This is a genomic window from Arthrobacter sp. ov407, from assembly GCF_900102895.1.
Classification (GTDB): Bacteria; Actinomycetota; Actinomycetes; order Actinomycetales; family Micrococcaceae; genus Arthrobacter.
Map to the genome: position 1 here is coordinate 175,130 of NZ_FNGD01000006.1, position 25,474 is coordinate 200,603.

24 protein-coding genes are annotated in these 25,474 nt (G+C 66.7%); 10 read left to right on the top strand and 14 right to left on the bottom strand.

Features of this window, described 5'->3' with window-relative positions; translation table 11 throughout:
- Nucleotides 1-23: 23 nt before the first annotated feature.
- Both BLS42_RS09685 and BLS42_RS09690 read left to right on the top strand, forming a co-directional pair.
- Nucleotides 24-953, top strand: a complete 930-nt coding sequence (locus BLS42_RS09685) for an ABC transporter permease (RefSeq protein WP_176803327.1) — start codon at nucleotides 24-26, stop codon at nucleotides 951-953.
- Nucleotides 954-966: 13 nt separating this feature from the next.
- Nucleotides 967-1,794 (top strand): ABC transporter permease, encoded by an 828-nt coding sequence (locus tag BLS42_RS09690; protein ID WP_090580116.1) that lies wholly within the window; start codon nucleotides 967-969, stop codon nucleotides 1,792-1,794.
- On the opposite strand, the gene BLS42_RS09695 is transcribed toward BLS42_RS09690, so the two are convergent.
- Nucleotides 1,791-2,468 carry a HutD/Ves family protein gene (locus tag BLS42_RS09695; protein ID WP_090580119.1) on the bottom strand — a complete coding sequence of 226 codons (678 nt, stop codon included), beginning with the start codon at nucleotides 2,466-2,468 and terminating at the stop codon, nucleotides 1,791-1,793. The two genes, BLS42_RS09690 and BLS42_RS09695, sit on opposite strands and share 4 nt — an antisense overlap.
- A gap of 122 nt (nucleotides 2,469-2,590) precedes the next feature.
- Here BLS42_RS09695 and BLS42_RS09700 point away from each other — a divergent pair, with 122 nt between their 5' ends.
- Nucleotides 2,591-3,193 (top strand): phosphoribosylanthranilate isomerase, encoded by a 603-nt coding sequence (locus BLS42_RS09700; protein ID WP_090580122.1) that lies wholly within the window; start codon nucleotides 2,591-2,593, stop codon nucleotides 3,191-3,193.
- Between the two features lie 31 nt (nucleotides 3,194-3,224).
- On the opposite strand, the gene BLS42_RS09705 is transcribed toward BLS42_RS09700, so the two are convergent.
- From BLS42_RS09705 to BLS42_RS09740, 8 genes are all read right to left on the bottom strand, one after another.
- On the bottom strand, nucleotides 3,225-3,953 hold the full coding sequence (locus BLS42_RS09705; protein WP_256336366.1) for a hypothetical protein: 729 nt from the start codon (nucleotides 3,951-3,953) through the stop codon (nucleotides 3,225-3,227).
- Nucleotides 3,954-4,026: 73 nt separating this feature from the next.
- Nucleotides 4,027-4,206 (bottom strand): hypothetical protein, encoded by a 180-nt coding sequence (locus tag BLS42_RS09710; protein WP_090580125.1) that lies wholly within the window; start codon nucleotides 4,204-4,206, stop codon nucleotides 4,027-4,029.
- The gene (locus BLS42_RS09715) at nucleotides 4,203-4,580 is read right to left on the bottom strand and encodes a hypothetical protein (RefSeq protein WP_090580129.1); all 378 of its coding nucleotides are present in this window, start codon (nucleotides 4,578-4,580) and stop codon (nucleotides 4,203-4,205) included. Before BLS42_RS09715 ends, BLS42_RS09710 begins: the two co-directional genes overlap by 4 nt.
- Complete coding sequence (locus BLS42_RS09720) at nucleotides 4,570-6,450, bottom strand: hypothetical protein (RefSeq protein ID WP_256336367.1); 1,881 nt, start codon at nucleotides 6,448-6,450, stop codon at nucleotides 4,570-4,572. The genes BLS42_RS09715 and BLS42_RS09720 overlap by 11 nt, the downstream gene beginning before the upstream one ends.
- An 11-nt stretch (nucleotides 6,451-6,461) precedes the next feature.
- Nucleotides 6,462-8,552 (bottom strand): glycosyltransferase, encoded by a 2,091-nt coding sequence (locus BLS42_RS09725; RefSeq protein ID WP_090580134.1) that lies wholly within the window; start codon nucleotides 8,550-8,552, stop codon nucleotides 6,462-6,464.
- Between the two features lie 11 nt (nucleotides 8,553-8,563).
- Entirely contained in the window at nucleotides 8,564-9,664 is a 1,101-nt protein-coding gene (locus tag BLS42_RS09730; protein ID WP_090580137.1) for a hypothetical protein, read from the bottom strand.
- Between the two features lie 111 nt (nucleotides 9,665-9,775).
- Nucleotides 9,776-10,774 carry a glycosyltransferase family 2 protein gene (locus BLS42_RS09735; RefSeq protein WP_176803329.1) on the bottom strand — a complete coding sequence of 333 codons (999 nt, stop codon included), beginning with the start codon at nucleotides 10,772-10,774 and terminating at the stop codon, nucleotides 9,776-9,778.
- Between the two features lies 1 nt (nucleotide 10,775).
- Nucleotides 10,776-11,627, bottom strand: a complete 852-nt coding sequence (locus BLS42_RS09740; protein ID WP_256336368.1) for a glycosyltransferase family 2 protein — start codon at nucleotides 11,625-11,627, stop codon at nucleotides 10,776-10,778.
- A 567-nt stretch (nucleotides 11,628-12,194) separates the two neighbouring features.
- Between BLS42_RS09740 and BLS42_RS09745 the strand changes: the two genes are divergently transcribed.
- The gene (locus BLS42_RS09745; RefSeq protein WP_256336369.1) at nucleotides 12,195-12,920 is read left to right on the top strand and encodes a glycoside hydrolase family 16 protein; all 726 of its coding nucleotides are present in this window, start codon (nucleotides 12,195-12,197) and stop codon (nucleotides 12,918-12,920) included.
- Nucleotides 12,921-12,995: 75 nt separating this feature from the next.
- On the opposite strand, the gene BLS42_RS09750 is transcribed toward BLS42_RS09745, so the two are convergent.
- Complete coding sequence (locus BLS42_RS09750) at nucleotides 12,996-14,042, bottom strand: metallophosphoesterase (protein WP_256336370.1); 1,047 nt, start codon at nucleotides 14,040-14,042, stop codon at nucleotides 12,996-12,998.
- A 377-nt stretch (nucleotides 14,043-14,419) separates the two neighbouring features.
- Between BLS42_RS09750 and BLS42_RS09755 the strand changes: the two genes are divergently transcribed.
- The 3 genes from BLS42_RS09755 to BLS42_RS09765 all read left to right on the top strand — a co-directional run bounded on the left by BLS42_RS09755 (nucleotide 14,420) and on the right by BLS42_RS09765 (nucleotide 16,087).
- The gene (locus BLS42_RS09755) at nucleotides 14,420-14,986 is read left to right on the top strand and encodes a YceI family protein (protein ID WP_090580140.1); all 567 of its coding nucleotides are present in this window, start codon (nucleotides 14,420-14,422) and stop codon (nucleotides 14,984-14,986) included.
- A gap of 143 nt (nucleotides 14,987-15,129) precedes the next feature.
- Entirely contained in the window at nucleotides 15,130-15,543 is a 414-nt protein-coding gene (locus BLS42_RS09760; RefSeq protein WP_090580143.1) for a YccF domain-containing protein, read from the top strand.
- Between the two features lie 70 nt (nucleotides 15,544-15,613).
- On the top strand, nucleotides 15,614-16,087 hold the full coding sequence (locus BLS42_RS09765) for an SRPBCC family protein (RefSeq protein WP_090580146.1): 474 nt from the start codon (nucleotides 15,614-15,616) through the stop codon (nucleotides 16,085-16,087).
- A gap of 77 nt (nucleotides 16,088-16,164) precedes the next feature.
- Here the strand turns inward: BLS42_RS09765 and BLS42_RS09770 are convergent, their stop codons facing one another.
- From BLS42_RS09770 to BLS42_RS09780, 3 genes are all read right to left on the bottom strand, one after another.
- Nucleotides 16,165-17,034: a DUF4031 domain-containing protein gene (locus tag BLS42_RS09770; protein WP_090580149.1), complete on the bottom strand. Its 870-nt coding sequence runs from the start codon at nucleotides 17,032-17,034 to the stop codon at nucleotides 16,165-16,167.
- A 144-nt stretch (nucleotides 17,035-17,178) separates the two neighbouring features.
- Entirely contained in the window at nucleotides 17,179-18,516 is a 1,338-nt protein-coding gene (locus BLS42_RS09775; RefSeq protein WP_090580152.1) for an FAD-binding oxidoreductase, read from the bottom strand.
- A 244-nt stretch (nucleotides 18,517-18,760) separates the two neighbouring features.
- A complete protein-coding gene (locus BLS42_RS09780; RefSeq protein ID WP_090580439.1) occupies nucleotides 18,761-19,252 on the bottom strand; it encodes a carboxymuconolactone decarboxylase family protein in 492 nt (163 codons plus the stop codon).
- A 1,050-nt stretch (nucleotides 19,253-20,302) separates the two neighbouring features.
- Between BLS42_RS09780 and clpB the strand changes: the two genes are divergently transcribed.
- A complete protein-coding gene (gene clpB / locus BLS42_RS09785; RefSeq protein ID WP_090580155.1) occupies nucleotides 20,303-22,960 on the top strand; it encodes an ATP-dependent chaperone ClpB in 2,658 nt (885 codons plus the stop codon).
- Between the two features lie 116 nt (nucleotides 22,961-23,076).
- Here the strand turns inward: clpB and BLS42_RS20400 are convergent, their stop codons facing one another.
- Nucleotides 23,077-23,853 carry a septum formation family protein gene (locus tag BLS42_RS20400; RefSeq protein WP_218122092.1) on the bottom strand — a complete coding sequence of 259 codons (777 nt, stop codon included), beginning with the start codon at nucleotides 23,851-23,853 and terminating at the stop codon, nucleotides 23,077-23,079.
- Nucleotides 23,854-24,145: 292 nt separating this feature from the next.
- Here BLS42_RS20400 and BLS42_RS09795 point away from each other — a divergent pair, with 292 nt between their 5' ends.
- A complete protein-coding gene (locus BLS42_RS09795; protein ID WP_018774150.1) occupies nucleotides 24,146-24,379 on the top strand; it encodes a DUF3073 domain-containing protein in 234 nt (77 codons plus the stop codon).
- Nucleotides 24,380-24,630: 251 nt separating this feature from the next.
- A complete protein-coding gene (locus BLS42_RS09800; protein WP_090580160.1) occupies nucleotides 24,631-25,413 on the top strand; it encodes a VOC family protein in 783 nt (260 codons plus the stop codon).
- The last annotated feature ends 61 nt before the right edge of the window (nucleotides 25,414-25,474 follow it).

Consider the following 25,474-nt stretch of genomic DNA (forward strand, 5'->3'; position numbering starts at 1 on the left):
GGGCTGGCAGAAACTAGGGCGAGATGGCACAACAGATGCAACAGCTTCCGCCCGGCCCACCCAAGAGTGCCGGGGCTGTACCCCGCGCGAAAGCCAATTCCTTCTCGGCGGTGCTGCACCGTTCGCCCCGGCTGCGGCTTGCCGGGCTGCTCACGGCTCCGGCGCTCTGGCTTATCCTCGTCTATGTCGCAGCCCTGGCGGCACTGCTGGTCACGGCGTTCTGGACCGTGGACACCTTCACCGGAGAGGTGTCCACGGAGTGGACCACGGAGAACATCGTCACGGTCCTGACGGACCCGGTGTACCAGCGGATCACGCTGCGGACTTTGTGGATCGCGGTGGCGGTCACCGTGATCGACATGATCCTGGCCCTGCCCATCGCGTTCTTCATCGCCAAGGTGGCTCCGGCCCGCTGGGAGAAACTGCTGGTGGTGGCCGTGCTGATGCCGCTGTGGGCAAGCTACCTCGTCAAGGCCTACGCCTGGCGGAATGTCCTTGCCGAGGGTGGCCTGCTGGAGTGGCTGGGCGCGCCGATCGGCCTGTCGTCGCCGGGCTACGGCGAGACGGCCGTCATCCTGACGCTGTCCTACATCTGGCTGCCGTACATGATCCTGCCGATCTACGCGGGCTTTGACCGGGTACCCGACTCCCTGCTGGAGGCCTCCGGGGACCTGGGCGCGAAGCCGCTGACCACCATGCGCCTTGTCATGCTTCCGCTGCTGGTTCCCTCCATCATCGCGGGCACGATCTTCACGTTCTCCCTGTCCCTGGGCGACTACATCACCGCGCAGATCGTCGGCGGGACCACTCAGATGCTGGGCACCGTTGTTTACGCGAACGTCGGGGCGGCCAACAACCTGCCGTTCGCCGCCGCGGTCTCGCTGGTTCCGATCGCCATCATCATGTTCTACCTCTTCATCGTTCGCCGCACCGGCGCCCTGAACAACCTGTAGCGAAAGGCGCAGCATGAGACTTTCCCGTAGCGCCAAAGTGGTCCTGGGCGTCATCACCGTGCTGGTGCTGTTGTTCATCTACGTTCCGCTGATGCTGGTGGTGGTGAACTCGTTTAACGCAGACCGGACGTTCGGCTGGCCGCCCAAGGGCTTCACGCTGGAATGGTGGGGTAAGGCTTTTGACTCACCCGGCGTCCGGGACGCTGTCCTGTCCTCCGTGTGGGTGGCAGTGGTTGCGACCATCATCTCGCTGGTGCTGGGGACGTTGCTGGCGCTGTCATTGCAGCGTTACAAGTTCTTCGGCCGCGACGTCATCAGTCTCCTGGTGATCCTGCCGATCGCACTGCCAGGCGTTGTCACCGGCATTGCCCTGAACAACATGTTCACCACCATTCTGGGCGTCCCGCTGAGCCTGTGGACGGTGGTGATCGCCCACGCAACGTTCTGCATGGTGACCGTGTTCAACAACGTCATCGCGCGGCTCCGGCGAACGAGTCCAGGCCTGGAGGAAGCTTCCGCCGACCTTGGCGCCGGTGTCTTCACCACCTTCAACCTGGTGACATTCCCCCAATTGCGTTCCGCCCTGCTGGCTGGCGGCCTGCTGGCCTTCGCGCTGAGCTTCGACGAGATCATCGTCACCACGTTCACGATCGGGGCCGGCGAGACCACGCTGCCGATCTGGATCCTGCAGAACCTCTTCCGGCCGAACCAGGCGCCCGTGGTCAACGTCGTGGCGGTCGTGCTGATCGTGGTCTCGATCGTTCCGATCTGGCTCGCGCAAAAGCTGTCCGGGGACTCCGTGCGTGTCAGCGGCGCCCGTGCGAAAGCGGACGAGCGCTAAACCGTGCCGGGTTCCGTGGGATCGATGGACACGACCGCCAGGAATCCGCGGCCCACGATTTCCGGCGTCGCGATATCAGCGCCAACGACGGCGTCGTAGCGGTTCAGCTCGACGCGCTCCGGTTCCGGGGCGACGGCGGCCGCGGGTGCGGTGGACCCGGCGGCCGCGGCGCCGCCCGCAGTCCCGGGGCTGACGGTCCCCTGACCCTGCAGGAGGATGCCGAACTGGCCCTCGAACACCGGATGGGCGCGTTTCTTGGACAGCTCGATGATGGACGTGTAGCCCTTGAAGGCACCGTTGCGGGTGATGACGTTCAAGTCCCGGATGTCGCCGGTGGGCAGCGCCCCCGCCGAGGCCGCGTCGCCGGAGAACCGGAACGGCCGGTACTTCTCGAGCGGGTGCTCGGCGCCGTCCACGCTCAGGAGCAACAAGTCGCCGTCAACCACCGTCAGCACCGGGTCCATCCCGGCGAAGGCGGAGAAGGGGCCGGCCTTGGATACCTCGGCAATGCTGACGCGCCAGTCCCATGCGTTCTCCTGCGCTGTGTCTTGCGGGGCGGTCTGCAGAGCGGTTTGCACGGACGGTGTCCGGGGATGGCGTGCCACTTCGCGCGTCACCCCGCCGCCGTTGCGCCAGGGGTGGGCTTTGAGCTCGGCGTAGCGGATGATCTCCATGGTCTCAGCCTATCGGCCCGTCCCGGGGCACCTGCCGCCGGCCGGGCTGGCGACGCAAAGTCGGCGGCGGCGGTGCGGTGTTGCTAACGTCAGAGGCAGGAAGCGTGCAGAAGGGAGCCCGAATGTTTGTCAAAGTGTGCGGCCTGAGTACCCCGGATGCGGTCCGCGTCGCGGCCGGTGCCGGCGCGGACGCCGTCGGCTTCGTCCTGACCCGCAGCCCCCGGGAGGTCACGCCGGAACAGGTCAGGAACCTCCTCGCCCACGTCCCGTACGCGTTGCCCGCGGTGGGGGTGTTCCGGCACGAACCGGCTGCCGACGCCGTCGCCGTCGCCCGCGAGGCGGGCCTGGCCTGGGTTCAGCTCCACGGGGACCGCTCACCGGCGGACGTGCGGACGGTGCACGACGCCGGGATGAAGCTGATCCGGGCCGTCACCATGGCCGCCGCCGCGGAAGCCTTCGAAAACTGGGGTGAAGAGCTGCTCCTGATCGACGCCGCTGTCCCCGGCTCCGGCGAAGCCTGGGACTACGGTTCCGTCCGGGCCAAGGCTCTGGCTGGACGCAAGTGGCTGCTCGCGGGCGGCCTGGATCCCGCCAACGTCGCCCGGGCAGCGGCGGAGGCCGGGGCGTGGGGCGTCGATGTGTCCTCCGGCGTGGAGTCGGCACGCGGCATCAAGGACCTGGCCAAGATCGGGGACTTCGTGCGGGCGGCCAAGGGGCCGGAATGAGCCGGGCCGCCCGCGGACTATGGCAAGGGAGCTAGGAGCGTTTGATGACGATGTCATCGATGTATTCGTCGCCCTTTTGCCGGTTGTGCTCGGCCCCGAGCTGAACTTTGCTCAGGCTGCTCCCCAGCATATTGACGCTCGTGCTGCTGTATCGCTGCACGCCGTCGAACCACACCTGGATTGTTGTCGCGCTGCCGTTGGCGGTCACCCGCATGGCCACGCGGTGCCACGCGCTCAGGGTGATGCTGCTGGCGATCAGCTTGGTGTAGACAAAGGTGCCGTTCGGTGCGGTGACCCGGAGCCACAGCTGCCCGTTGCTGTTGTAGCGGTAGATGTCCGCGACGCGGGTGGACCCGGAGAAGAAGCGGAAGTACGGGACGTCATTGCCGGAAACGCCGGCCACAGTGATATTGAACCAGCCATCTGCGTACGAGGTCTTGGTTCCCGAGGTGAATGCCGAGGTAGAAAGGTTTGCGAGCGAGCCGGAATCCGTGGTCACGTGCAGCTTGGTCGAATGGGTACCGGTATGCGCCCGTGAACTGGAAATCGTTGCCGTGCCGGTGCCCGACACCTGGGGGATGAGGCCGCAAAAGCCGCCCGACTCAAGACTTGTGGCCAGCACAATGGTCCCAGGATAGGAGTTTGTTGTTGCGGGGGCGCAGGTTGCAGCGGTGGCCGCCGAGGCGGGACCGAAGACAAGGGAACCGGCTACGAGCATTCCGAGGGTCCCCGCCGTACTGAGTGCTTTGAGTTTTCTCATTGAAGATACTTTCCGTGAGTGGTTCGACTTGTTGAGGTGTGCCTGTGCCGCGACACCGCGCGGCCGGCTTCTGTCATGCCAGCTGCGCGAGATGCACGAACTGGACGACCGCCGCGACGCCGACTATGGCCAGAAGGGCTGCAGTGACGATCACCACGGCGCGCGGCAGTGCCTTATCCGGATTCAACACGCGCAGCACATCGCAGCTCACGAGTGCTGTCACTGTGGCCAGTCCTGTCAGGAAAATGATCATTTCGCACGCACCAGGGCCCGCTTTGGCCTCGTGAGCTCAAGGCCCAGGAAGGCGAGGGTCATGATCGACAGGACGCATATGCCCGCCGGCGGTGACCACAGCCGTGCGTAGATCATCGCCGTCGCCACGAGGGTGGACATCGTGAGGCTGAAGGCAATTGCGATGGCGATGCTGAGGGGGAGTGCGCCAGTGGCCTGGGCCGAGCGCGGGTGGTCGAAGCGGAGGAGCAGCACCAGCGCTGTTCCGGGCCCGGCCAGCATCAGCAGGCCGATCACCGCCAGGCGCAGGCCCTCGGGGCCGACAAACGAGAGCGGTATGGCGGCTAGGGCGACGGCTGCCGTCGCATAGCTCATGTAGCTGCGTTCACTTGCCATTGCTAACTCCTTTGATGTGAAAAATCACGCCGCCGGCGTTTTCATAAACCTTCGTCCAGCCGGGACTGGTGGCGCAGGTGGCGGTAAAACGTTGAAGATCGCCGGTGGGAGTCGAACCGCGAAGTTCGGCCGCCTCCTGCTGGCTTTGGGTAACGATGAGGTACGCGCCCGCATTGTGGGCGATCTGGTTGGCCGCGTCACAGCTGAGTGGCGCGGCGTTGGGAATGGGCTCGGCAGCAACGAGCGCCCGGTAGTCATAGTCCGCGTAGTGCTGGTATCTCCACGGGGTGTTGCGAACCGCCTCAATGAGGATGGCGCCGGTGGGCGCAGTCGAATAGAGGCGGTTCACTAAGGCGATTTCGTCGTCGTTGAAGCTCTCCATGCCGTCATTTCCGTATCGGGAAACGACCGTGGCCGTGGCCAGTACCGCACCCATGAGCAGCAGTCCAAGGGCTCGGCGTAGGCTCAGCCCGGCAGTATTGTCAGACATCAGCGGCAGCACCGCCAGGCACACCGCAAACGGAAGGCTGAAGAGATACAGGCGCAGAAGCAGTTCGCCGCCATATGGCTGGAGGGGAACCAGGACCAGCGGCGCAAGCGCCGCGGCCGCGGCCGCCAACCACGGTACCTTCCGCCGGTAGCCCACTATGGCGCCGGCAACGGCGAGAATCCAGATCAGCGCGACCTCGGCGAGGCGCGTGTAGACGACCAGCACATGGGCATCGCTGCCTGAGACCCTGGTGCTCAGCGCACCGAGGCTGTTCGCGCCGATGTCACCGAAGGAGCCGACCAGTTGGCCAAAGTGCCCCGCCAAGAATGTTGAAGCCGCAAAGAGCAGCCAGCCTACGGGCAGGACGACGGCCAGGACCGGGAAGAAGCGCAGCCGGAGACGGCCGGTCAGAAGCAGCGCGGCCACGATGGGGATCACGGCGAAGGGGCTGAGCTGATGTGAAGCCGTCATGGCAAGCAGGAAGAGCGCGCAGACCACCACTAGCACCGCCGTGTCCGCCCGGTGCGGCTCGATGGCGCCATACCCGGGCGCTGAGCTGTCAAGCTTGCTGACAGTGCGGGCAAGCCGCCGGGAGAACCTGGTGCGCTCCGTGGGCCAGGCCCAACCGCCAAAGACGCTGAGCAGGCAGGCAACCAGGGTGAGCAGGAGGACAAACGAATGCGCCTGCGGCGACAGATAGTCCTGCCCAATCCAGCTGGCCATGTAGAAGATCCAGACAGCCGCCCAGGCCTGGCGAGGGTTTGCCGTCAACCGCCGTGCCAGGGCCAGCAGTGGTGCGAGCAGGAGGAGGTTGATTCCCACGGGCGCCCAGGTTGCGATGCCGAAAAGGTCCTTGACGCCTGTCGCCCCAGAGAGCATTCCCAGCATGCTGAAGAATCCGGGCCAGTCGAAGTACGCGTCCAGGGTCGGATCGAGCTGGCCCGATTGGCCGATGTTGTCGGCAATACCCAGATGACGGAAGGTGGCCTCGAGGCGGGGAAGGCCGTGGATGATGGGGTCAGCTCCATGGAGGACAACCACTGCAACCAGAAGCTGCCAGGTTAGAAGTGCCGGAACCAGGCGGCGGAGGCTCAACGAGGCGACAAATCCGACCAGGCTGAGCCCGAGCGCAACGAAATAGGCAGGCGGGAGGACGCCAATGAGTCCGGCCCCGCCGATCAGAAGGGGATCGACCTGGGTCATGCTCCAGACCCCGAGGGCGAGGGCGACCGCGGCTGTTGCGGCCAAGGCGCCGATGTGCCACGACGGCGTCAGTCCGAGGTTGCGGTGGGTGGGCGGTTTGGCACCGCCGACATGCGCGTGCGCCTCATGCCGGTGGGCGGTGCCCACGGGATGGCTTGTTGCCGTTTCGTGTGTCATCATTCCTCGATTCAGGTCGGCTGGTGGCGCGCTGAAGGAAACTCGCCTGCGGTGGGGGCGGGGTTCACTCGGGTCAGGGTGATCAGGCGCCAAGCGGCAATCAGCGAAGCCGTCGCCTGGGCAACGGCCCAGAGGACGGAGACGCCGGTGAGGCCATATTGCTGGGCCACGGCCGCGGCGGGTGCCACGACCAGGATGGCGGCCAGGGTGGCGACTGCCGTGGATTCGAAAAGCCGCCCTTGGGCCCGGCACAGCCCGTAGTAGACCTGGGTCACGCAACTCAGGAGGAGTGCCGGAACGAGTACAGGAAGAAGGACCGACGCGGACGCGTACTGCGGCCCGAGGATGCCCAGAAGCAGTGGCCCGGCCAGCATTAATATCAACCCGGCCACAAGTGTCAACAGGAAGCTGGCCCTTAGGGCGGAACCGAGGAGACCCGGCCTCGCCCGCGTTCCCGCCAGGGCCGTTTGCAGCGTAAAGCCCGCGGACTGCGGCACGAAGAACACCGCCGAGGCCATCATCCACACCACGAACCAAGCGGCAGTCGGGGCGGGGCCCAGAGTCGCTGCAACGATGAGCGGAAGCAGGTAGCCGGGCGCGCGGTCGGCGAGCATGAGGGCGTGGTTGGGAAGCCCCGGTTTCAGGAGTTTTAGGGCCGGGCGCGGCCGGAGGCCGTGCTTCCAATCGGGGGACACGTGCGCCCGGCCAAGCTGGCGCAGGCCCACGAGGTCGCTGGCCAGCGCGCCGGCGGCAACGGCGGCCACAATCACCGCCAGGTCACGGAGCCCGACGGCGAACGCGGCGGCCAGGAAGGCCAGCTGCACGAGGCTCTGCACGAGGCTTCTGACCAGCGTTCGGTCGGCCCGTTCCTGGGCCACCCCCACGTGGTCAAGCTGGTAGGCGCTGGCGGCGAGGAGTGCCGTTGCCAGGAAAAGGACGGTGACCAGCGGGTCGGTCCAGGCCTCGCCCACACCTGTGCCGAGCCAATTTGTGACGACAACCAGCAGGCTCGCGCCCAGCAGGGTGAATGTGGTGACGGCAAGCAGGCTGGCGGCGATGAGGCGCCGGCCGCCGTCAGTTTCCGCGGGAAGGAGCGTCAGCGTCGCGGGCCCGACGCCGAGCGTCCCCAGCTGCACCGTCAGGAGGGCGGCCGCCACCACCGCGGAGCCGAGACCTAATTGCTCGGGCGGGAGCACGAGGGCCGCGAGCGCCCAGAACAGGAAACCCGTCACCATGGGGGCGATCCTTGCGGCGGCCAGCCAGGCCGCGTTCCCTCCCACCGAGATGGGCCTGTGGGCCGGCCGCAGGAGTTCGCCGGCCATGGCGCGGTAGTTGTAGAGGAGGAAACCCATCCAATAAGGCAGGAAGCGGGGGGCGCGGACCAGGGACAGGCCCATGCCCCGCACCGTGGCCAGCAGGGGCAGCATCACCAGCCAGCCGGCGCGGCCCGTGTGCTTGCGGACGGTCCGGGCCATCCCGGCCCCGTCCTGGAGCCACTGGTCGCGGGCGTAATCGAACGTGTCGTCGAACCGGTGCCTAACCACTACGGAGTCGGAGACGCCGAGCCGGTACCCTGCCTGCTCCAGCCGGATCCTGAGCTCAACGTCCTCCCCGGAGCGGAAGTCGTCGTCGAACCCGACGTCGAGCAGCACGTCGCGGCGCATCAGCGTGGCGCTGACGCCGAACCACTTGCGCACCCGGCTGTGGTTATGGTGCCAGGCCAGCGCGGCCCCCCAGTACCCGGGGCCGTCGGCTTCACTGGCCAGCCCGAATTGCAGGCCGTCGTAACCGCCGGACTCGAATTCGGTCAGCAGCCGGGGCAAGCTCTTCGTCGGAAGGACGACGTCGGCGTCGATCAGGGCGACTACCTCACCGGTGGCACTTCGGGCGCCGAGCATTCGTGCGGCCGGCAGGCCACGTCCCTCATCGGAGATGACGGTTGCCCCGCAGTCGCGGGCGATTGCGGCAGTGTCATCCGTGGAGCAGCCATCGACCACGATCATTTCGTGCGGGTGTTGGCTGCGGATCGACTCCAGGCACTCGCCCAGCCACGCTGCGGCATTGCGCGCCGGAACGACAACCGACACCTTCAGATCGCTCACGTGGCCTCGCCTCACTCATCCAGTTTTGAACGAACCAGGTTGGCGATGAAGTCAGAGGCCTGGTCCGCTGACCAGGCGGCGGGCAGCCGGAGCAGCCAGCAGGGAACGTCCTCCAGCGCCCGGCGCACCACGGCCGCCTTCTGGCCGAAATGCTCCTCGAGGGGGACAAGGCCGGTGGCGCCGAGGGCCTCGACGAGCCGCCGCGACACCATGGGCAGTTCCGAATGGAAGTTGCCGACGATCCGCGACGTCATCCACTCCGCACTTCGGGCCTCCAGTCGCGTGTCCGCCCCGTCGAAGCGCTCGAGGAAGATGGCCAGCTGTGCCGGCGCCGCGGACGATATCCGCTGCGCCCCGAAGACATGCTCCGGCTGCACCATGCGGTGCTCGGGGGACCAGCGCCGGGTGAATGCCGCTGTTTTCGGATAGCGGACAATGACCGGATGGACCGCCGTGGCCAGATGGGCCACGGGCGTCGTCAGCCATCCGGGGGCCAGGGGCTTGCGCGTCCCCCGGAACATGTCCGGGTAGATGTCTCGGTGGTGGGGTTTGATGAACATCGGTTTGGCGTAGCCCAGGAGCATTCCGCCGGCGCCCATGAAGGCCCAGTCGTCTGCCATGAACCGCACGTCGCGCATTGCTACCAGCTTCGCCACCGTGCTGGTCTTTCCGACCCCTCCCCAGGCCGGCAGGAGCACCCCGGAGCCGCGGAAGTCCACCACAGCGGCATGGATCATCGCCGTCTCCTCCTGGACACACAGCCGGTCCAACAGCGGAATAACAGAAGTCAGGAGCTCGCCGGCGCCTTCGATCCGGTACCCGTCCTTCGTCTCGATAATCTGGACGCGGTCCGCCGGAAGGTAGAGGGACTCCCCAGTGAACCGGTAGGCATCCTCCGCGTGGGATTGGCTGGAAATCGGGGATATCTTGGCGCCGATGGTGATCCGCCGTGGCGCGCCGGAGTTCCCAAGGAATGGGGCGAGCATGTCCCTCAGCTGCGGTTCTCCTGGCGTCCCTGCCTCCACGTCGATGCCGACGATCCCGTGGACATCGAAGGAGGCTCCGGCAGAGGCGCCAATCGGCTGTTTCACGTCGCGTTCAGGTTGGCTCATGATCCAGGCTTTCTGGGGTCGGGTTCCTGCGACCGGGAGGTTCCGGGTGCAGCGGCTGCACTGGGCGTTTCACAGGGCGGTATATGGGGACGGGCACGTTAGCTGCGCGGTTCACTGGACTTCCCTCCAAGGCTCTTCCCCCGACACCGCGGCCGTTTTCTGCGGCGAGGGCGCGGAAGGCAGGCGCCGGCCGCGTAGATAGCCGGTCGCGGTGGCCGCGAGCACGGCGAGGATGGTTGCCGCCCGGCCGAGCCCGGCACGGTCCCCGCCGCCGAGCCAGCCTCGGATTCCGGCAAACACTGCACGTGGCAGGACCTGACGGACATAGCGCCGTTCGGGACCCAGTGCCCGTTTGTGGCCGACCACCCGGCTGACCTGCGCCTTGGAAATCCCTTCGCCCCAGGAACGGGCAAGCATGTAGCGCAGGGTGCCGCGCTCGACGGGAACGTGGTGGTGCACCAGGGCCGCGGGCTCATAGACCACACGGGATCCGGGCGCTCCGATCACGGCACGGATGCACAGCTCGGTCTCTTCGCAGCCCAGCGGGACGCCGTCCTGGCGTCCCAGGGCTGTGTTGAAACCGCCGACCCGGTCCAGGACTTCGGCGCGGAAGGACATGTTCGCGCCAATGACATTGCGGACTTCGGCGGCGACTTTGGGCATTCCCCGGTACGTGCAGCCGACAATCCAGTCGAGCTCGTTGGCGAAGTGTCCCGGGCGCCCGGCTTCCCAGAGCGGCTCCACCCGGCCGCCCACAGCCAGAACGTTGGGGTCGTCGTACATGGCCGCGAGCCGCTCCAGCCAATCCGGCTCGGCTTCGGCATCGTCATCGAGGAAGGCCACGATCTCCGCCTTGGCGATGCCCGCTCCAGTGTTGCGGGCGCCGGAGAGGCCCTTGGGCCCGGTGTTCTCGACAATTACGGCGTCCGGGACAGTGAAGATCAGGCGCTTGTACAAGTCCACGTTGTAGTCGACGACGACGATCGTCTGCTTGGGCGGGACGGTCTGGGTGCGGACCGAGTCCAAGGCGCCCCTCAGCCTGTCCCACCGGGCTTCCGAGTAGGAGCAAATGACCACGGACACTGCCGGCAAGCTGGAGTCCTCGGACATCCTATTCGCCTGCCCGTGCGCCCAGAACGCTGCTGGGATCGGTGGGAACGTGCGGGAATACTTCGCTGGGGTACTTGTACTTGACTCGACGCAGGGCTTCGGGACGGGCTCCGGCGGTCGGAGCCTCCCAGCTAACGCGCTCGCGGGCAAGGGTGCGGAGGACCCGCCAGCCGTCCCGGAACGTGTGCAGATTCGACTGGCCCGAGATGCGGGACAGTTCATGGCTGGGAACCTCGGCAATGCGGAGGCCGGCCCGTGAGGCCCGCACAATCAGTTCAGTTTCGATTTCGAACCCGTCAGACTTCAGCTCCAGAATGTCGACGCATTCGCGGCGCAGGGCGATGTAGCCGTAGCAAAGGTCGGAGTAGTCACTGTGGAGGACTGCGTTGGCGAGCCGGGTGAGCATCTTGTTTCCACCGCTGCGCAGCCATGTGAGATCGTCCGAGCCGCCGCCCGTCACATAGCGGGAACCTTTGACGAAGTCGTATTCATGCTGGAGCGGAGTCACCAGCCAACCGATCTCCTGGGGGTCCATGCTGCCGTCGCCGTCCAGCATGACGATGATGTCCCCGGAGGCCGCCGCAAATCCGGCCCGTACGGCGTTTCCTTTGCCGGGGCGGGGTTCTGCCACCACCACGACGTCCAGGCGCAAGGCCCGGGCCACATCGACTGTGCCGTCCAGGGAACGGCCATCAACAATTACCACCTCATCCACATAGGAGGGCATGCGCCGCAGCACCCACGGCAGGTTCATTGCCTCGTTCAAGGTGGGGATCACCACACTGACTGAGGGGTTTGCCGGCGGGGGCGTCGTTTGGGGGCGCACGTTTGGCTTGAGATTCGGGATGGACACTGGCCTCACCACTCAATAACGTTTTCTGCTCGTCTCAACTGCAGCGCTTTCCGACTCCCCAGCCGGAAAATAGACCCAAGGCTGACGCTGATCGGTTGTCGACAACTAATTGACATACCCCAGGGTTAAAGTCTGGTCATTCCACCTTGCATTAACCTTGGATTAACTTGAAAATTCAACTAAAAATAGAGGAAAGCTGTTGAGGCTCGCTGGCCTCCATGCGACACTGGCCGGATGCGGACACGCGTTATAAGGGGGCGCGTGCCGGGAAGCCGCCGGCATCTCCTCACCTTCCGATTCATGGCGGTTCCCGCCATGGTCCTGGGCCCAGTCCTGGCCCTGGCGGCATGCGGCGCGGATGGTGCTCCCCGGAGCGATCGGCCGCTCTTCACGTCCATTTCGGCATCGCCGGCCGGACCGTCAGGCTCCCCGGACACTGGCACCACGGGTGCTGGCACCACGCCGGGAGCGCCGGAAAGTGGTGCCGCGACTGGGTTTGCCCCGGCGCAGGGGATTCCGCCCGCGCCCCAATCGGCACCGCTTCCAGTCCGGACCACGGATGTGACAATGACCGGTGACCTCCTTGGCTGGAAGCAGGTCTTTGTCGAGGACTTCTCCGCAGGCGACGTCGCGCTGGGCCGCTTCCCCGGCCCGCTCTACAGTGCGCGGTGGAGCGCCGGCTACAAAGACGGGACGCCGGACACCGCCGGACAACGCAGCGGTGGAAAGTCCGGCTACTACCCGTCCAAGGTGCTTAGTGTCCGCAATGGCTCGCTGGATTGGTACTTGCACTCGGAGAACGGGATCTCGATGGGGGCGGCGCCGACGCCCAGGATCCCCAACGCCAGCTCCAACCCGCCGCGTGCCAACAGTCTCCTCCATGGCCGGTACTCGGTCCGCTACCGGGCTGACGCGCTGCCGGGATTCAAGACGGCATGGCTGCTGTGGCCGGACAGCGGCGTCTGGCCCCGGGATGGCGAGGTGGACTTCCCCGAAGGGGATCTGGCCGGAGTCATTGTCGGCTACGCCCACTATTCCCGGAACGGCGCGGACGCCTTCGAGGGATTCAATTCCGGCCAGTCCTCAACCTCGTGGCATGTGGCCACGATGGAATGGAGTCCCGGGCGGATCGAGTTCTTCCTTGACGGACGATCCCTGGGCGTCAGCACCAAGGCGCCGACGTCGCCCATGCATTTGATCCTGCAGACCGAGTCGTGCCTGCCCCGGTGCCCGGCCCCGGCGACCCGGGGCCACGTCTCGCTCGACTGGATCAGCATCTGGGTGCCGGCCTGACGCCCTAGGAAGGCCCCGGCGGTTTACACGGCGGATTAGACAGCGGATTGCCGGCGCCGGAGGATTTACAGCGGATCACTTGCGCCGGAGCGTGAAGGAATCCGAGAAGGTGTAGCCGTCTGCGGGAACGAACCGGGCGGCAAGTTGGTCCATCGTGGCCGTGACGTCCAGGGTGCCAAAGGCCGGTTCCTGGTTCTTGCCGGATGTGCTGGCGAAATAAGGCATTTCCGGGTCATCGGATCTCACGTTGTAGAGCCCCACGCCGCCAACGCCGACGGTGGCGAACACGGTCCCCGAGCCCTGGACCATGGCGCCGTCGGTATCGGCCAGGCACCCGTTGGTGAAGCTGGCGGGAACGACTTCCGCGCAGCTGCCGCCCGTGGCCAGTTGATGCGTCCGCTGATAGACGTGGTCGTGGCCGGACAGGACCAGGTCCACCTCCTTTTCGATCAGCATGTTCGTGAAGTCCTGCCCCGCCTGGCAGTCATAGTTGCCGACGCTGAGGCACGGGGTGTGCATGCCCACCACGGTCCAGGGGATGTTCTGCGATTTGGCCTCGTCGATGGCGTTCGCGGTCCAGCGCCAGCGCTCGCTGCCCCTGGAGTAGTCCAGCGGCTCCCCGCCCCGGAAGTCGATGCCGGGGGAGACCAGAATGAACCGGACAACGGGATTCTGCTCGGGGACATCGACCCGCCACTGGATGCCGTATTGGCCTTGGAGGCCGGGCAGCTTGTTGGGCAGGCACTGGACATACTTCTCGATGTCGCCGTCTTCGCCGTCACTCTCGTGGTTGCCGGTCACGAGTTGGTAGGGGAAGTCCTCGCCGAGGCGGGCGGTGACCATGTCGCAGAACTGCTGTTCGAGCCCGGCCTTGTAGGCGAAGTCGCCGAGGGTGAGGTTTAGGTGGGGATTGAGGCCGGCAACGACGTCGAGCACCTTTTCGGCGTTTGAGCCGACACCGATGTCCCCCTGGGCGGTGAAGTGCACGGGCTCGCCGGCCGACGGCGCGGCAGACGACGACGGCGGTGCAGAAGACGGCGGGGCTGACGACGGCGTGCCCGGGCTCGGGCGCGGTGCGGGTTCCGGCGGGCCGGGCTGGCAGGCCGAAAGCAACAGAGCCATGTTCAGCAAGAAAGCCCCGATGCCCGCCTTGCCACGTTTTCCCAGGGACCCGGCCACGATTCCTCACATCACTTGGTTGATCAGGACTGTGCGAATAGCTCTGCGGAATTTGGTGATTGTCCGGTATTTATAGGCCAGAGTAGCCCGGCCGTGAAGCGATGGCCAGAGAATGCGTCGGCCTCGGATAGCGGAACCCGCCGTCGGAAATCCGGAAGTCGCAAGCCAGCGTGTCCGCTGGCATGTCTCGTGCCGCGGCTCCCGCGTCAAGGGCCGGCGGGACCTAGCCCGGGACGGGCTTCCTCGTTAGCATGCAGAGTGGGGAACACCCCGATCGCCCCCCGGCGGTACAGGCCCGCTACCCCCCGAAGGAGACCGTTGTGACTCTGCCCGAAGGTTTGACCCCTGGAGTGTGGACTCTGGACATGTCCCACAGCGAAATCGGCTTCAGCGTCCGCCATGCGGGCATCAGCAAGGTCCGCGGCCGGTTCAACGAGGCCTCCGCCGAGGCCCGGGTGCGTGAGTCGCTGGCGGACGCCAGCCTGCACGCCACGGTCAAGACGGCCAGTTTCGATTCGGGGGACGCCAACCGTGATGGCCACGTCCGGGGCCCCGACTTCTTCGATGTCGAGACGTACCCCGACATGACTTTTCGGGCCACCGGGATCCGGGGTGACGGGGACGACTACGTGCTGACCGGCGAGCTCACCATCCGCGGCGTCACTAAGCCCGTGGAACTCGAAGTCGAGTACACCGGCGTGGCGGTGGACCCCTTCGGCGCCACCCGGGCCGGATTCGGTGCGGAGGCGGACATCAGCCGGAAGGAATTCGGCCTGACCTGGAATGCCGCCCTCGAAGCTGGCGGGCTGCTGGTCAGCGACAAGGTCAAGATCAATGTTGAGGCCGCCATGGTGAAGCAAGCCGACGTCGAGCAGGCCGATACCTAAGCGCCGAAGCGGCGGAGCCCAACCCGGTGCCGGCCCCGGGAATCCGGTCGCCAAGTGCCGGACACAGGACGGGCGCGAAAGTCAGGGATTTTTCCGGGTGAACCACTGATCCGAATGTCACTCCTACGGGCGAGAATGAATCCATGAAGACACTCCTGAACATCATTTGGCTGCTCTTTGGCGGCCTGTGGCTTGCTCTTGGATATTTCCTGGCCGGCGTCGTCTGCTGCGTGCTGATCGTCACCATTCCGTGGGGGCTGGCCTCGTTCCGCATCGCGTCCTACGCACTGTGGCCGTTCGGGCGCATGGTGGTGGACAAACCCGGCGGAAGCGGCATATTTGCCTTGCTGGGAAACGTCGTCTGGCTGCTTGTCGCAGGCATCTGGATCGCGATCGCGCATGTCGTCACGGCCTTCGCCATGGCCATCACGATTGTCGGCATCCCGCTGGCGATCGCCAACCTCAAGCTCATCCCCATCTCGCTGATGCCGCTCGGCAAACAGATCGTTCCGAGCCATTCGCGTTATGTGATCGCCTACAGCCCCAGCCGACACTAGGGCGGCAGCGCGGCCAGCGGGGGCCGAGGGGCGCTTCCCTGTCAGTCCAAGCAATCCGAGGGAGAGGACCATGAGCGAACCGGCGTCCAGGGACACGGACCTCATGCTGGTCATTGTCCGCGAGTTCAGGGCCCCGATCCTGGGTGTGTGGTCCGCGTTGACGGACCCGGACCAGGCCCCGCAGTGGTGGGGCCCGCGCGGCTTCCATGTCCCACGTGAGAGCGTCGACGCGGACCTCGAAGTCGGCGGCCTGTACCGCGCCTGCATGATCCAGGACAGCACCGGGCAGCAATTCTGGTGGAGCGGGGTGCATACCGATGTTGAGCCGCCGCACCTGTTCATGTTCACCCATGCCTGGGACAGGCCGGACGGCACCCGCGGGTTCGAGACCGAGGTGACGATCCGGTTGGAGGAGATCGACGGCGGCACGCAGATGACGTTCACCCAGGGGCCGTTTGACTCCGCGGCCAGCCGCGACCGCCACGGCGAAGGGTGGCGCGAGTCGTTCGATCGGCTCGCGAATCACCTCAGCGTTTCCGCCTGAGCCTCCCGGCTGCCGGTGGGCCCACGGGTGGGCTGCCGGCGGGCTGCCGGTGGGCCCTTGGGGCTGCCGGGACACTGTCAGGCGAGTTCGCCCTGCAGATTCCGGCGGGCCGGCTCCAGCCACAGACCGCGGGCGCGGTCAGTGTGGAAGAGCGGATCAAGCCGCAGCAGCCGGCGGACGACGGCGGCGCGGCCGGAGGCGAAGTCGGCGTCGCCGATATGCGCGAAGTCTTCCCGGACGGCGGCGAGGTAGCGGGCATAGGCCTCCGGATCCCCGCCGAGGACGGAGAGATCGGCGTCGCTGAGCAAGGCGCCGCCGTCGTCCCCGGGCTCCGGACAGTGGTCTGCCGTCAGCAGCACCAGGCGCACCACTTCGTCCACCTCGGCGGCCGGAAGACCGGCATGCCGGAGCCGGTCTTCGGCCAGCCGCGCCGATTCTTCCTCGTCCTGTCCCGCCACGCCGCGGTAGACGGCGTCGTGGAACCAGGCGGCCAGCACCACGGTCCGGGGCGGGTCGGCCGGATGGCACAGCAGGTCCAGGGCCTCCAGCACCGCCAGCAGATGGGTGCGGCCGTGGTATTTCCGGTGCTCCTCGCCCCAACGGTCCATCAGGTCCAGGAAGAGGGCGTCGTGGCCGGGCAGGGCGCCATTCCAACGGTTCAGGAGCGGAACCCGGAGGGCCTTTCCGCGCCGGCGGGCCGGGATCCGCAACCCGCTGGCGATCAGTTTGCGGACGAGGACCCGGCCCTCCACCGGAAGGGCGCCGGCCTCCACCAGGGCCTCGTACCGGGCCTCGGCGACGTCGTAGTGGTCGCCGTCGAACGCTCGCTCAGGGATGCCGGAGGCCGCGGCGAAGGCGTGCAGCTCCGCGAGCGAAGTGTCCGAAATCAGGTGGGAAAAGCGGGTTCCGTGGGCAGGCCAGAGCGGCGGATCGACGTAGACGGCCATGGTGGCAGTCTAGCCCCGTCCGCGGGCACCGGCCCGGGCGCGGGCCGGCGTCGGACCTGCGCGGGCGGTGCCCCGACCGGCGGCGGACACGCGCGGGCCGGCGTCGAACATCCGGGAGCCGACCGGCGTCGGACATCCAGGGGGTCACACCGCGACCGCGGGGCGGATGTTCTGGTTGCCGCGGAAAACGTTCCCGGGATCAAACTCGCGTTTCACTTCTGCGAGCCGGTTGTAGTTTTCGTCGCCGTAGGCCGCGCGGATCCGGGCTTGTCCTTCGTCGCCGATGAAGTTCAGCCAGACCCCTCCTGTGGCGTAGGGGGATATGTCCTGGCGGAAGCGTTTGACCCATGCTTTCGCTTCCTGCCCGCCCTGCGGGGTGTCGCCGAGGCCGAACGGGTGGCTCACCCAGCTGGCGCTCCGGTTCAACAGCGGGGTGGCCGCGGCGGCAGGCCCACTCACCGCCCCGCCCCAATGGGCTATCAGCTGCTGGGAACTTGGTCCGGGGAGGTTCCGGGCCGATTCGATGATGACGTTTAAGGCGTCGTCGGAGAGTTCGTCGTGATAGTCAGCGCTCCAGTAGTTGTACTTGCCCGGCGGGTCGTCGAGGGAGCACTGGAAGTCTGCGTAGTCGGTATCCTCCACCAGGTCCACAACAGGACCAAGCTCCCGGTAGGCCTTGGCGTGCTCTTTGCCGTCCTCGACGTCCCCGGCGAACACGTAGACGACATACACCGCCATCCTGCCCACCATGTTCGGGGGCACGAAGGGTTCCGCCGGAGCAATCCCGTAAATGAGGGTGGCGGACTCTTCGTTGGGAGCAGCAGCGGCCAGGTCCCGGTACCCGCGGCTGAGTTCCGGTGCCGCGTCCCCCGGCCACATCAGCACGCCGGCATGTACTTTTGGCCCGAGCTGGTGCAGGCCGAAGGTGAACGACGTGGCGACGCCGAAATTCCCGCCGCCTCCGTGCAGGGCCCAGAACAGCTCGGGATTCTCCCGGGCGCTGGCTGTGACCCGCTCGCCGGCGGCCGTGACCAGATCCACGGAGACGAGGTCGTCGCACGCGAAGCCGAAGGCGCGCTCGAGCCAGCCGGACCCGCCCCCAAGCGTGAAACCGGCGAGACCCGTCGTGGAGACCCGCCCGCCTGTGAGGGCGAGGCCGTGTTCCTGGGTGGCGCGGTCAAACTCGCCGCACGTGAGGCCTGCGCCCACCGTGGCCGTGCGGGCCTCCGGGTCCACCCGGGCGGATTTCATCGGACGAACGTCGATCACAAGACCGCCGTCGTTCATCGACATGCCGGCCACGGAATGGCCGCCGGCGCGGACGGCGACATCGAGGCCGTGTGTCCGCGCATACGCCAACGCCTCGGCCACCCCTTCCGGGTCGACGCACGGGGCAATGACGGCCGGATGGCGGTCGATCATCGCGTTGAAGAGTCTTCGAGTTTCGTCGTATTCCGGGTGACCCGGCCTGACCCACCTCATGGCAGTGCTCCCTCGGTGACCGCGGCTCCGCCCCACTTTCAGAGCTTACGACCGCGCGCCAACGGTGGCTACGGCCGGTTGCTTGGCCAGCCGCACCTCATTGATGACTATGGCGTCTTGGACGCTTCGATGCTCGGGGACCTGGCGTCCTGGCGGGGCGGCGGGCGAGTCGGTCGCGGGCAGGCGGCGGGTTGGCAGCGGGCGGCGGGTTTGGCCGGGTGGCGGGTTAGCCGGGTTAGCCGGGTTAGTCGCGGTCGGCGCGGACTGGGTGCTGACTGACGATGGAAACCCGGTTGAATGCGTTCATCGTGATCGCCAGCCAGCTGACGGCGGAAAATTCGTCGGCCGTCAGGTGCCGCCGGGCCTGTGCGCCCTCGTGGTCGCGGGCATGGGCGTCAGAGATGGTCGTGATGGCCTCGGCCAGGGTCAGGGCTGCGCGTTCCTTTTCGGAGAAAAGAGTGGTGTCTCGCCATGCGGAGAGCACGGCCAGGCGCTGGGCCGACTCGCCGTTCTTGACGGCATCGCCCACGTGCATGTCCAGGCAGTAGGCGCAGCCGTTGATCTGCGAAATGCGGACATTGAGCAACTCGATCAGCGCCCCGTCCAGCCCGGCCTCGGTGGCGGCTTCCTTGGCTTTCAGGCCCAGCCCGTTGAGTGCGCGCCAGGCAGCAGGGTGCGCCTTGTCGAGGAATACATTCCGCTGTTCGGAATTCTGCGGTGCCGCCGTCTCATTCATGGATTCCACAATACCGACGAGCTTCGGCACGGCCCGGAGCGCCGTGTGACAAATATTGTCAAACATGTGACAAGCTTTGGGGGTGGGAGTGTTTGGTTCGGTGGCCGGTTCCTTGGGGGACCCAGCCACCGGACCACTCCTTCCGAACCGCTCCTTCCTAACCGGACCGGGCCGGGCAACGCCCCGCTGGGCTCCGCCAAGCCGAGCCGAGCCGAGCTTCGCCGGAACTTACTGGGGACATGTCCAGCTGCGGGGCCAGCAGAGGACATGTCCCGTGGCCACGTCTAGCAGCCTGGAACATGCCCAGTCATCCAGCCTGGGACTGGGCATAACGGGAGTATGTCCACTGGTGCGGGCCAGTGGAGGGCATGTCCGGTGGCCACATCTAGCAGCGTGGAACATGTCCAGCCCTGGAGCCTGGGAATAGGCACGTGGTCGGTATGCCCACAGATGCGGGCCAGCGGGGGGTATCCCTTGGTCACACCTAGCATCGTGGAACATGTCCAGTGGTCGAGCCTGAGACGGGGCATAAGGGGAATATGTCCACTGGCGCGGCTCAGGGGAGGGCATGTCCGGTGGCCATATCTAGCGGCGGGGGGCATGTCCAGTCTTTGTGCCTGTGAATGGGCTTAACGGGAGCGTGTCCACTGATGCGGGCCAGGGGCGGGCATGTCCGGTCTTCGAGTCCGTCGGCGCCTAGGTCGAGGAGACATGCTCATTGTTCGGGCCCAGGCTGAGGGGGCATGCTCATTCTTGGTGCCCAGGCGGAGGGGACATGTCCAGCCTTGGGCTTGGGCAGTGGACATGTTGGGACTATGTCCAGCCTTTGGGCCCGGGGGAGGGCATGTCCCGGCCTGGCCGCGGCGGCTGCGGGGCATGCTCATTGTTCGTCCCCTCGTCCCCTCGTCCCCGGGTCCTCGGCCCCCCGCGCCGCCCGGCCCCTAGACAGGCGTTTCGCTGTCGGCAAACATGGACTCAGCGTCCCTCGTTGCAAAGTTGAGCGATGTAGACTCAACTCTGACATCAGGACCATTCCGGAAGGAGCCCTCTTTGGACGCCAAATTCACCACCAAGAGCCAGGAGGCTCTCGCTGCCGCCGCCATGAACGCCTCGACCGCGGGAAACCCGCAGCTCGAGCCCGCTCACTTGCTCAAGGCGCTCATGGACCAGCGGGAGGGCGTCGCCGTTGCACTGCTCCGGGCCACCGGCGCAGACCCGGACGCCGTCAGCGTCCAGGCGAGCACCGCCATCAAGGCCCTTCCCTCGACGTCCGGAAGCAGTGTGCAGCAGGCACAGTTGTCCCGGGCCGGGCTACAGGCGATCAAGAATGCCCAGAACGAGGCCGAGCGGCTCGGGGACACCTTCGTCTCCACCGAACACTTGCTGCTGGGGCTCGCCGCCGGGAGCGACGGCGTCGGCAAGCTGATGCGCGACGCCGGCGCCTCCCATGAGGCCCTGCTCGCCGCGTTGCCGGGTGTCCGCGGCGACCGCAAGGTGGACAACGCGGACCCCGAAAACTCCTTCCAGGCGCTGGAGAAGTACGGCACGGACCTCACCGCGATGGCCCGCTCCGGCAAGCTGGACCCGGTAATCGGCCGCGACGCCGAGATCCGCCGCATCATCCAGGTGCTGAGCCGGCGGACCAAGAACAACCCCGTCATCATCGGCGAACCCGGCGTCGGCAAGACCGCCGTCGTCGAGGGACTAGCCCAGCGGATTGTCGCCAACGACGTGCCCGAAAGCCTGCGCGGCAAGACCCTGATCGCCCTGGACCTCGCCTCCATGGTGGCCGGAGCGAAATACCGCGGCGAGTTCGAAGAGCGGCTCAAAGCCGTCCTGGCGGAAATCAAGGGCTCCGAGGGCCAGATCGTCACCTTCATCGACGAACTCCACACCGTGGTGGGGGCCGGCGCCACCGGGGACAGCTCCATGGACGCCGGCAACATGCTCAAGCCCATGCTGGCCCGCGGCGAGCTCCGACTGATCGGTGCGACCACGCTGGACGAGTACCGCGAGAACATCGAAAAGGACCCCGCCCTGGAGCGCCGGTTCCAGCAGGTCTACGTGGGCGAACCCAGCGTGGAGGACACCATCGGCATTCTGCGCGGCCTCAAGGAACGCTACGAGGCGCACCACAAGGTGTCCATCTCCGACTCTGCCCTCGTCGCCGCCGCGACCCTCTCCAACCGCTATATTTCCGGCCGGCAGCTGCCGGACAAGGCGATCGACCTCGTGGATGAGGCGGCGTCCCGGCTGCGGATGGAAATCGATTCCGCTCCGGAGGAAATTGACCAGCTGAGCCGCCAGGTGGACCGCCTGACCATGGAGGAGTTGGCCCTGGCCGGCGAGACCGATCCCGCGTCCGTGGAGCGACTAGCCGCCCTGCGCGCGGACATGGCGGACAAGAAGGAAGAGCTCGCCGGGCTCAATGCCCGCTGGGAGACCGAGAAGGCACAGCTAAACCGGTCCGGTGACCTCCGGGCCAAACTCGATGAACTGCGGTCCAAAGAGGAAAAGGCCGAGCGCGAGGGCGATTTCGAGACGGCGTCCAGGATCCTCTACGGCGAGATACCGGCCCTGGAACGGGAACTGAACGCCGCCGCCGAGGCCGAGGCGGCCGTGCCCGACAAATCGAGGCAGATGGTGGCCGATGAGGTCACCGCCGATGACATCGCCGAGGTGATTTCGGCCTGGACCGGCATCCCCGCCGGGCGCATGCTGCAGGGCGAGAGCCAGAAGCTGCTGGACATGGAGCACGTCCTGGGCGAGCGGCTGATCGGCCAGAAGAAGGCCGTCGCCGCGGTCTCCGACGCCGTACGCCGTGCCCGCGCCGGGATCAGCGACCCCAACCGGCCCACCGGCTCGTTCCTGTTCCTCGGCCCCACCGGCGTGGGCAAGACCGAGCTCGCCAAGTCCCTGGCGGACTTCCTCTTCGACGACGAGCGCGCGATGGTGCGGATCGACATGTCCGAATATTCCGAAAAGCACTCCGTGGCCCGGCTCGTCGGGGCACCCCCCGGGTATGTCGGCTACGAGGAGGGCGGCCAGCTCACCGAGGCCGTGCGGCGGCGCCCGTACTCGGTGCTGCTGCTGGATGAAGTGGAAAAGGCCCACCCGGAGGTCTTCGACATCCTCCTGCAGGTGCTCGACGACGGCCGGCTCACCGACGGTCAGGGCCGCACCGTGGACTTCCGCAACGTGATCCTGGTGCTTACCTCGAACCTGGGCAGCCAGTTCCTCGTGGATCCCAACCTTGACGCCGCGGCCAAGAAGAACGCCGTCATGGCTATGGTGAACGCCTCCTTCAAGCCGGAGTTCCTGAACCGGCTCGATGAGGTGGTGCTCTTCGATCCCTTGAACGTGGAGGAGCTGTCCGAGATCGTGGAACTGCAGGTCAAGGAACTGGGCGAGCGGCTCAAGGGCCGTCGGCTGAACCTGGAAGTTACCGAGGGGGCCCGCGCCTGGCTGGCCGTATCCGGCTTCGATCCCGCGTACGGCGCCCGGCCGCTGCGCCGCCTGGTGCAGCGCGAGATCGGCGACCGGCTGGCAAAAGCCATTCTGGCCGGCGAAATCGCCGACGGCGACACCGTCCTGGTGGACACCGCGCCGGACCTGATGGAACTCACCATGGGCGGGCTGGAGGACAGCGGCCTGCCCGACGGCGGCGCGGCCACCGGCACCGGGCTCTCGGTCCGGCGCAAGGAGTAGACGCCAACTGGCAAGAGCGCGCTAACCGCCGGCAGCCGGGCCCGTCCCGGTTGCCGGCGCGTTAAAGCCGTGCGCTACGCCAGCGAGCTAAACCAGTGCCTTGAAGCTTGGCAAGGCTAGGGCAGCAGGGACTCCTTGATGACGTTTCCGGCATCCGTCACGGCGTAGCAGTCCACGCGACGGTCGCCTTTGTCCCAGCTGTGTGAGCTCGGGTAGGCCAGCTTGTAACTCAGGTCGTAGTCGTGGGCCTTATCCGTCAGCGGCGCGGTCTTGCAGGCGTTGCGCGCTTTCTGCTTGAGCGGTTCCCGGCCGGGGTAGGACTCATCTGCCCCGTACTTTTCCACGGCGACTAATTGTGCCGAGTGGACGGTGGAGCAGTCCACAATGGTCGACTGCTGCGCATTCGGATCGAAGTCCTTGAAGCAGTCCGCCAGTTGGAAGTCCATGGGGCTGACGCCCTCCAGCGGCAAGGCTCCACGGCTGGCCGGGGCCGACGCCGACGAAGCCGCGGGGGCCTGGCTGCCGCTTTCCGCGGGAGGCTGGCCGCCGCCGGCAAATGCCGCCACAGCCCACCAGACCAGGAGCCCCAGCGCGACGAGTACGGCTGCGGCCACGCCGAGCCGCTTTGGCCCCTGCCGTCGGATCCGGCGGACCAGGGGGCGCCCTCGGTGGCCCAGGGTGCGCGCTCGGCGGGCCAGGGGGCGCGCCCGCTGTGAGAGCGCGGCGACGATGCCGGCGAAGGTGAGGCCCGAGGGCCTCGCCGCTGCAGGTGCCGCCGGGCGATTCGTGGCCCGCGGAGGGTCGGCTGTAATGACAGGCAGGGCGGACGTTGGCGGCCTCGAAGGCGGCGGCGGGATGAACCCGGCGTCGTATCTTGGATTCTCTTCAGTCACTGAGAAATTCACCACTTCCGTGCGTCTTTGCCGGGGCTGGAAGCCCGGAGCCGCGGCCCTGTTCTGGGCGCACATCACGAAACTCTATCGAAGATGCGCGGCACGGCGCATGTGCCGGTCGCCGCGGCCACCATTCCGGAAAGTGCCACACCGTCCACAGGGGGCAGGCTGGCGAGCAGTTGACGCCGAAAGCATGTAATCTAGGTGTACGACAAATTGACCAAACATTCCGGGGCCTCACCGATCGCCAAAGGTGACCACCTCCGGTCCAAGTACAAAAGGGGGTCACGCCATGGGGCGCGGCCGTCAAAAGGCAAAAGCTACCAAGCAGGCTCGGGACATCAAGTACTACTCCCCGAACACTGACTATTCGGCCCTTCAGCGCGAGCTCACGGGCCCGGGAAGTCGTGCCACGAGCCACTTCGCGGATGACCCGGTCGAGCCGGATTACTCAGCGTATGTGGATAAGTACGCGGACGATGTGGAAGACGACGACGACGAGGTAGATTCCCGTCGTATAGGTTAGTCGACGCTTCCCTCCGGCAGTTTCTCCGGGGGAAACCTTCCGGCACTGCGGTGCCAGCCAAAGATTTCAGGCCGCCGGCCATACCTGCAACAGGTGTGGCCAGCGGCCTTTTCTTGTGCCCGTAGCATTGCGTCATGGTTTCGAGCGTTGCTCCATGGTTTCGCCGGCGCAGTTGTCACCGGCGGGGCCTCGGGCTAGGTTGTTCGTGCCGGATTTTCCCGGACGCGACTCAGATGCCCGGAAGGACTGCCATGACCATGCGCACAGGATTCGCCGAGGGTGAGCTCTGCTGGACGGACCTCCAGACCAGCGACGTGGAGGCAGCGAAGGCGTTCTACGCGGAGGTTTTCGGCTGGCGTTACGAGGACTTGCCCACCCCGGACGGGCGCAGCTACGCGAAAGCCTTCCTCGGCGATGCCTTGGTCACCGTGCTCGCGCCGCAGACCCCCCAGCAGGAAGCCTCGGGCGGACCGGGCCGGTGGAACGTATATTTCGCGATCGAGGACGCCCGGGACTTGGCCGACGAACTGGCCCATTCCCCCGGGCAGCTTGAATTCGGCCCCGAGGCGATCGGAGACACCGGCGTCATGGTCTTCTTCGCCCCGCCCGGCGGCGGGACCACGGGGGCCTGGCAGGCGGGCAGCCATTTCGGGGCCGGCCGGAGCCAGGAAGCGGGCACCTTGGCCTGGGCCGAGCTGCTCACCCCGGAGCCGCAGGCCGCCGTCGGCTTCTTCCAGCAGCTTTTCGGGCACGAGGTGACCGAATACCCCCAGGACGACGGCGGCACCTACACCACGCTCATGGTGGGCGGCGCCGAAGTGGCCGGCATCGCCCGGGTCCCCGGCGATGCGCAGGACACCCTCGAACCGGGGTGGCAGGTCTATTTCGGTGTCGCCGACGTCGCGGAGGCGGTCCAGGCTGCGGTGGCCGCGGGCGGCGTCGTGCTGATCGAACCGGACGAGGTCGAGGAAGCCGGCACCATCGCCACGCTCAAGGACCCACAGGGTGGCGTCTTCAGCCTGCTGGAGGTTTAGGGCCGCGGCTTAAACACACCGAGTGCTCCGCAACTGCCGTTTTCAGGTCTCAAAACGGCAG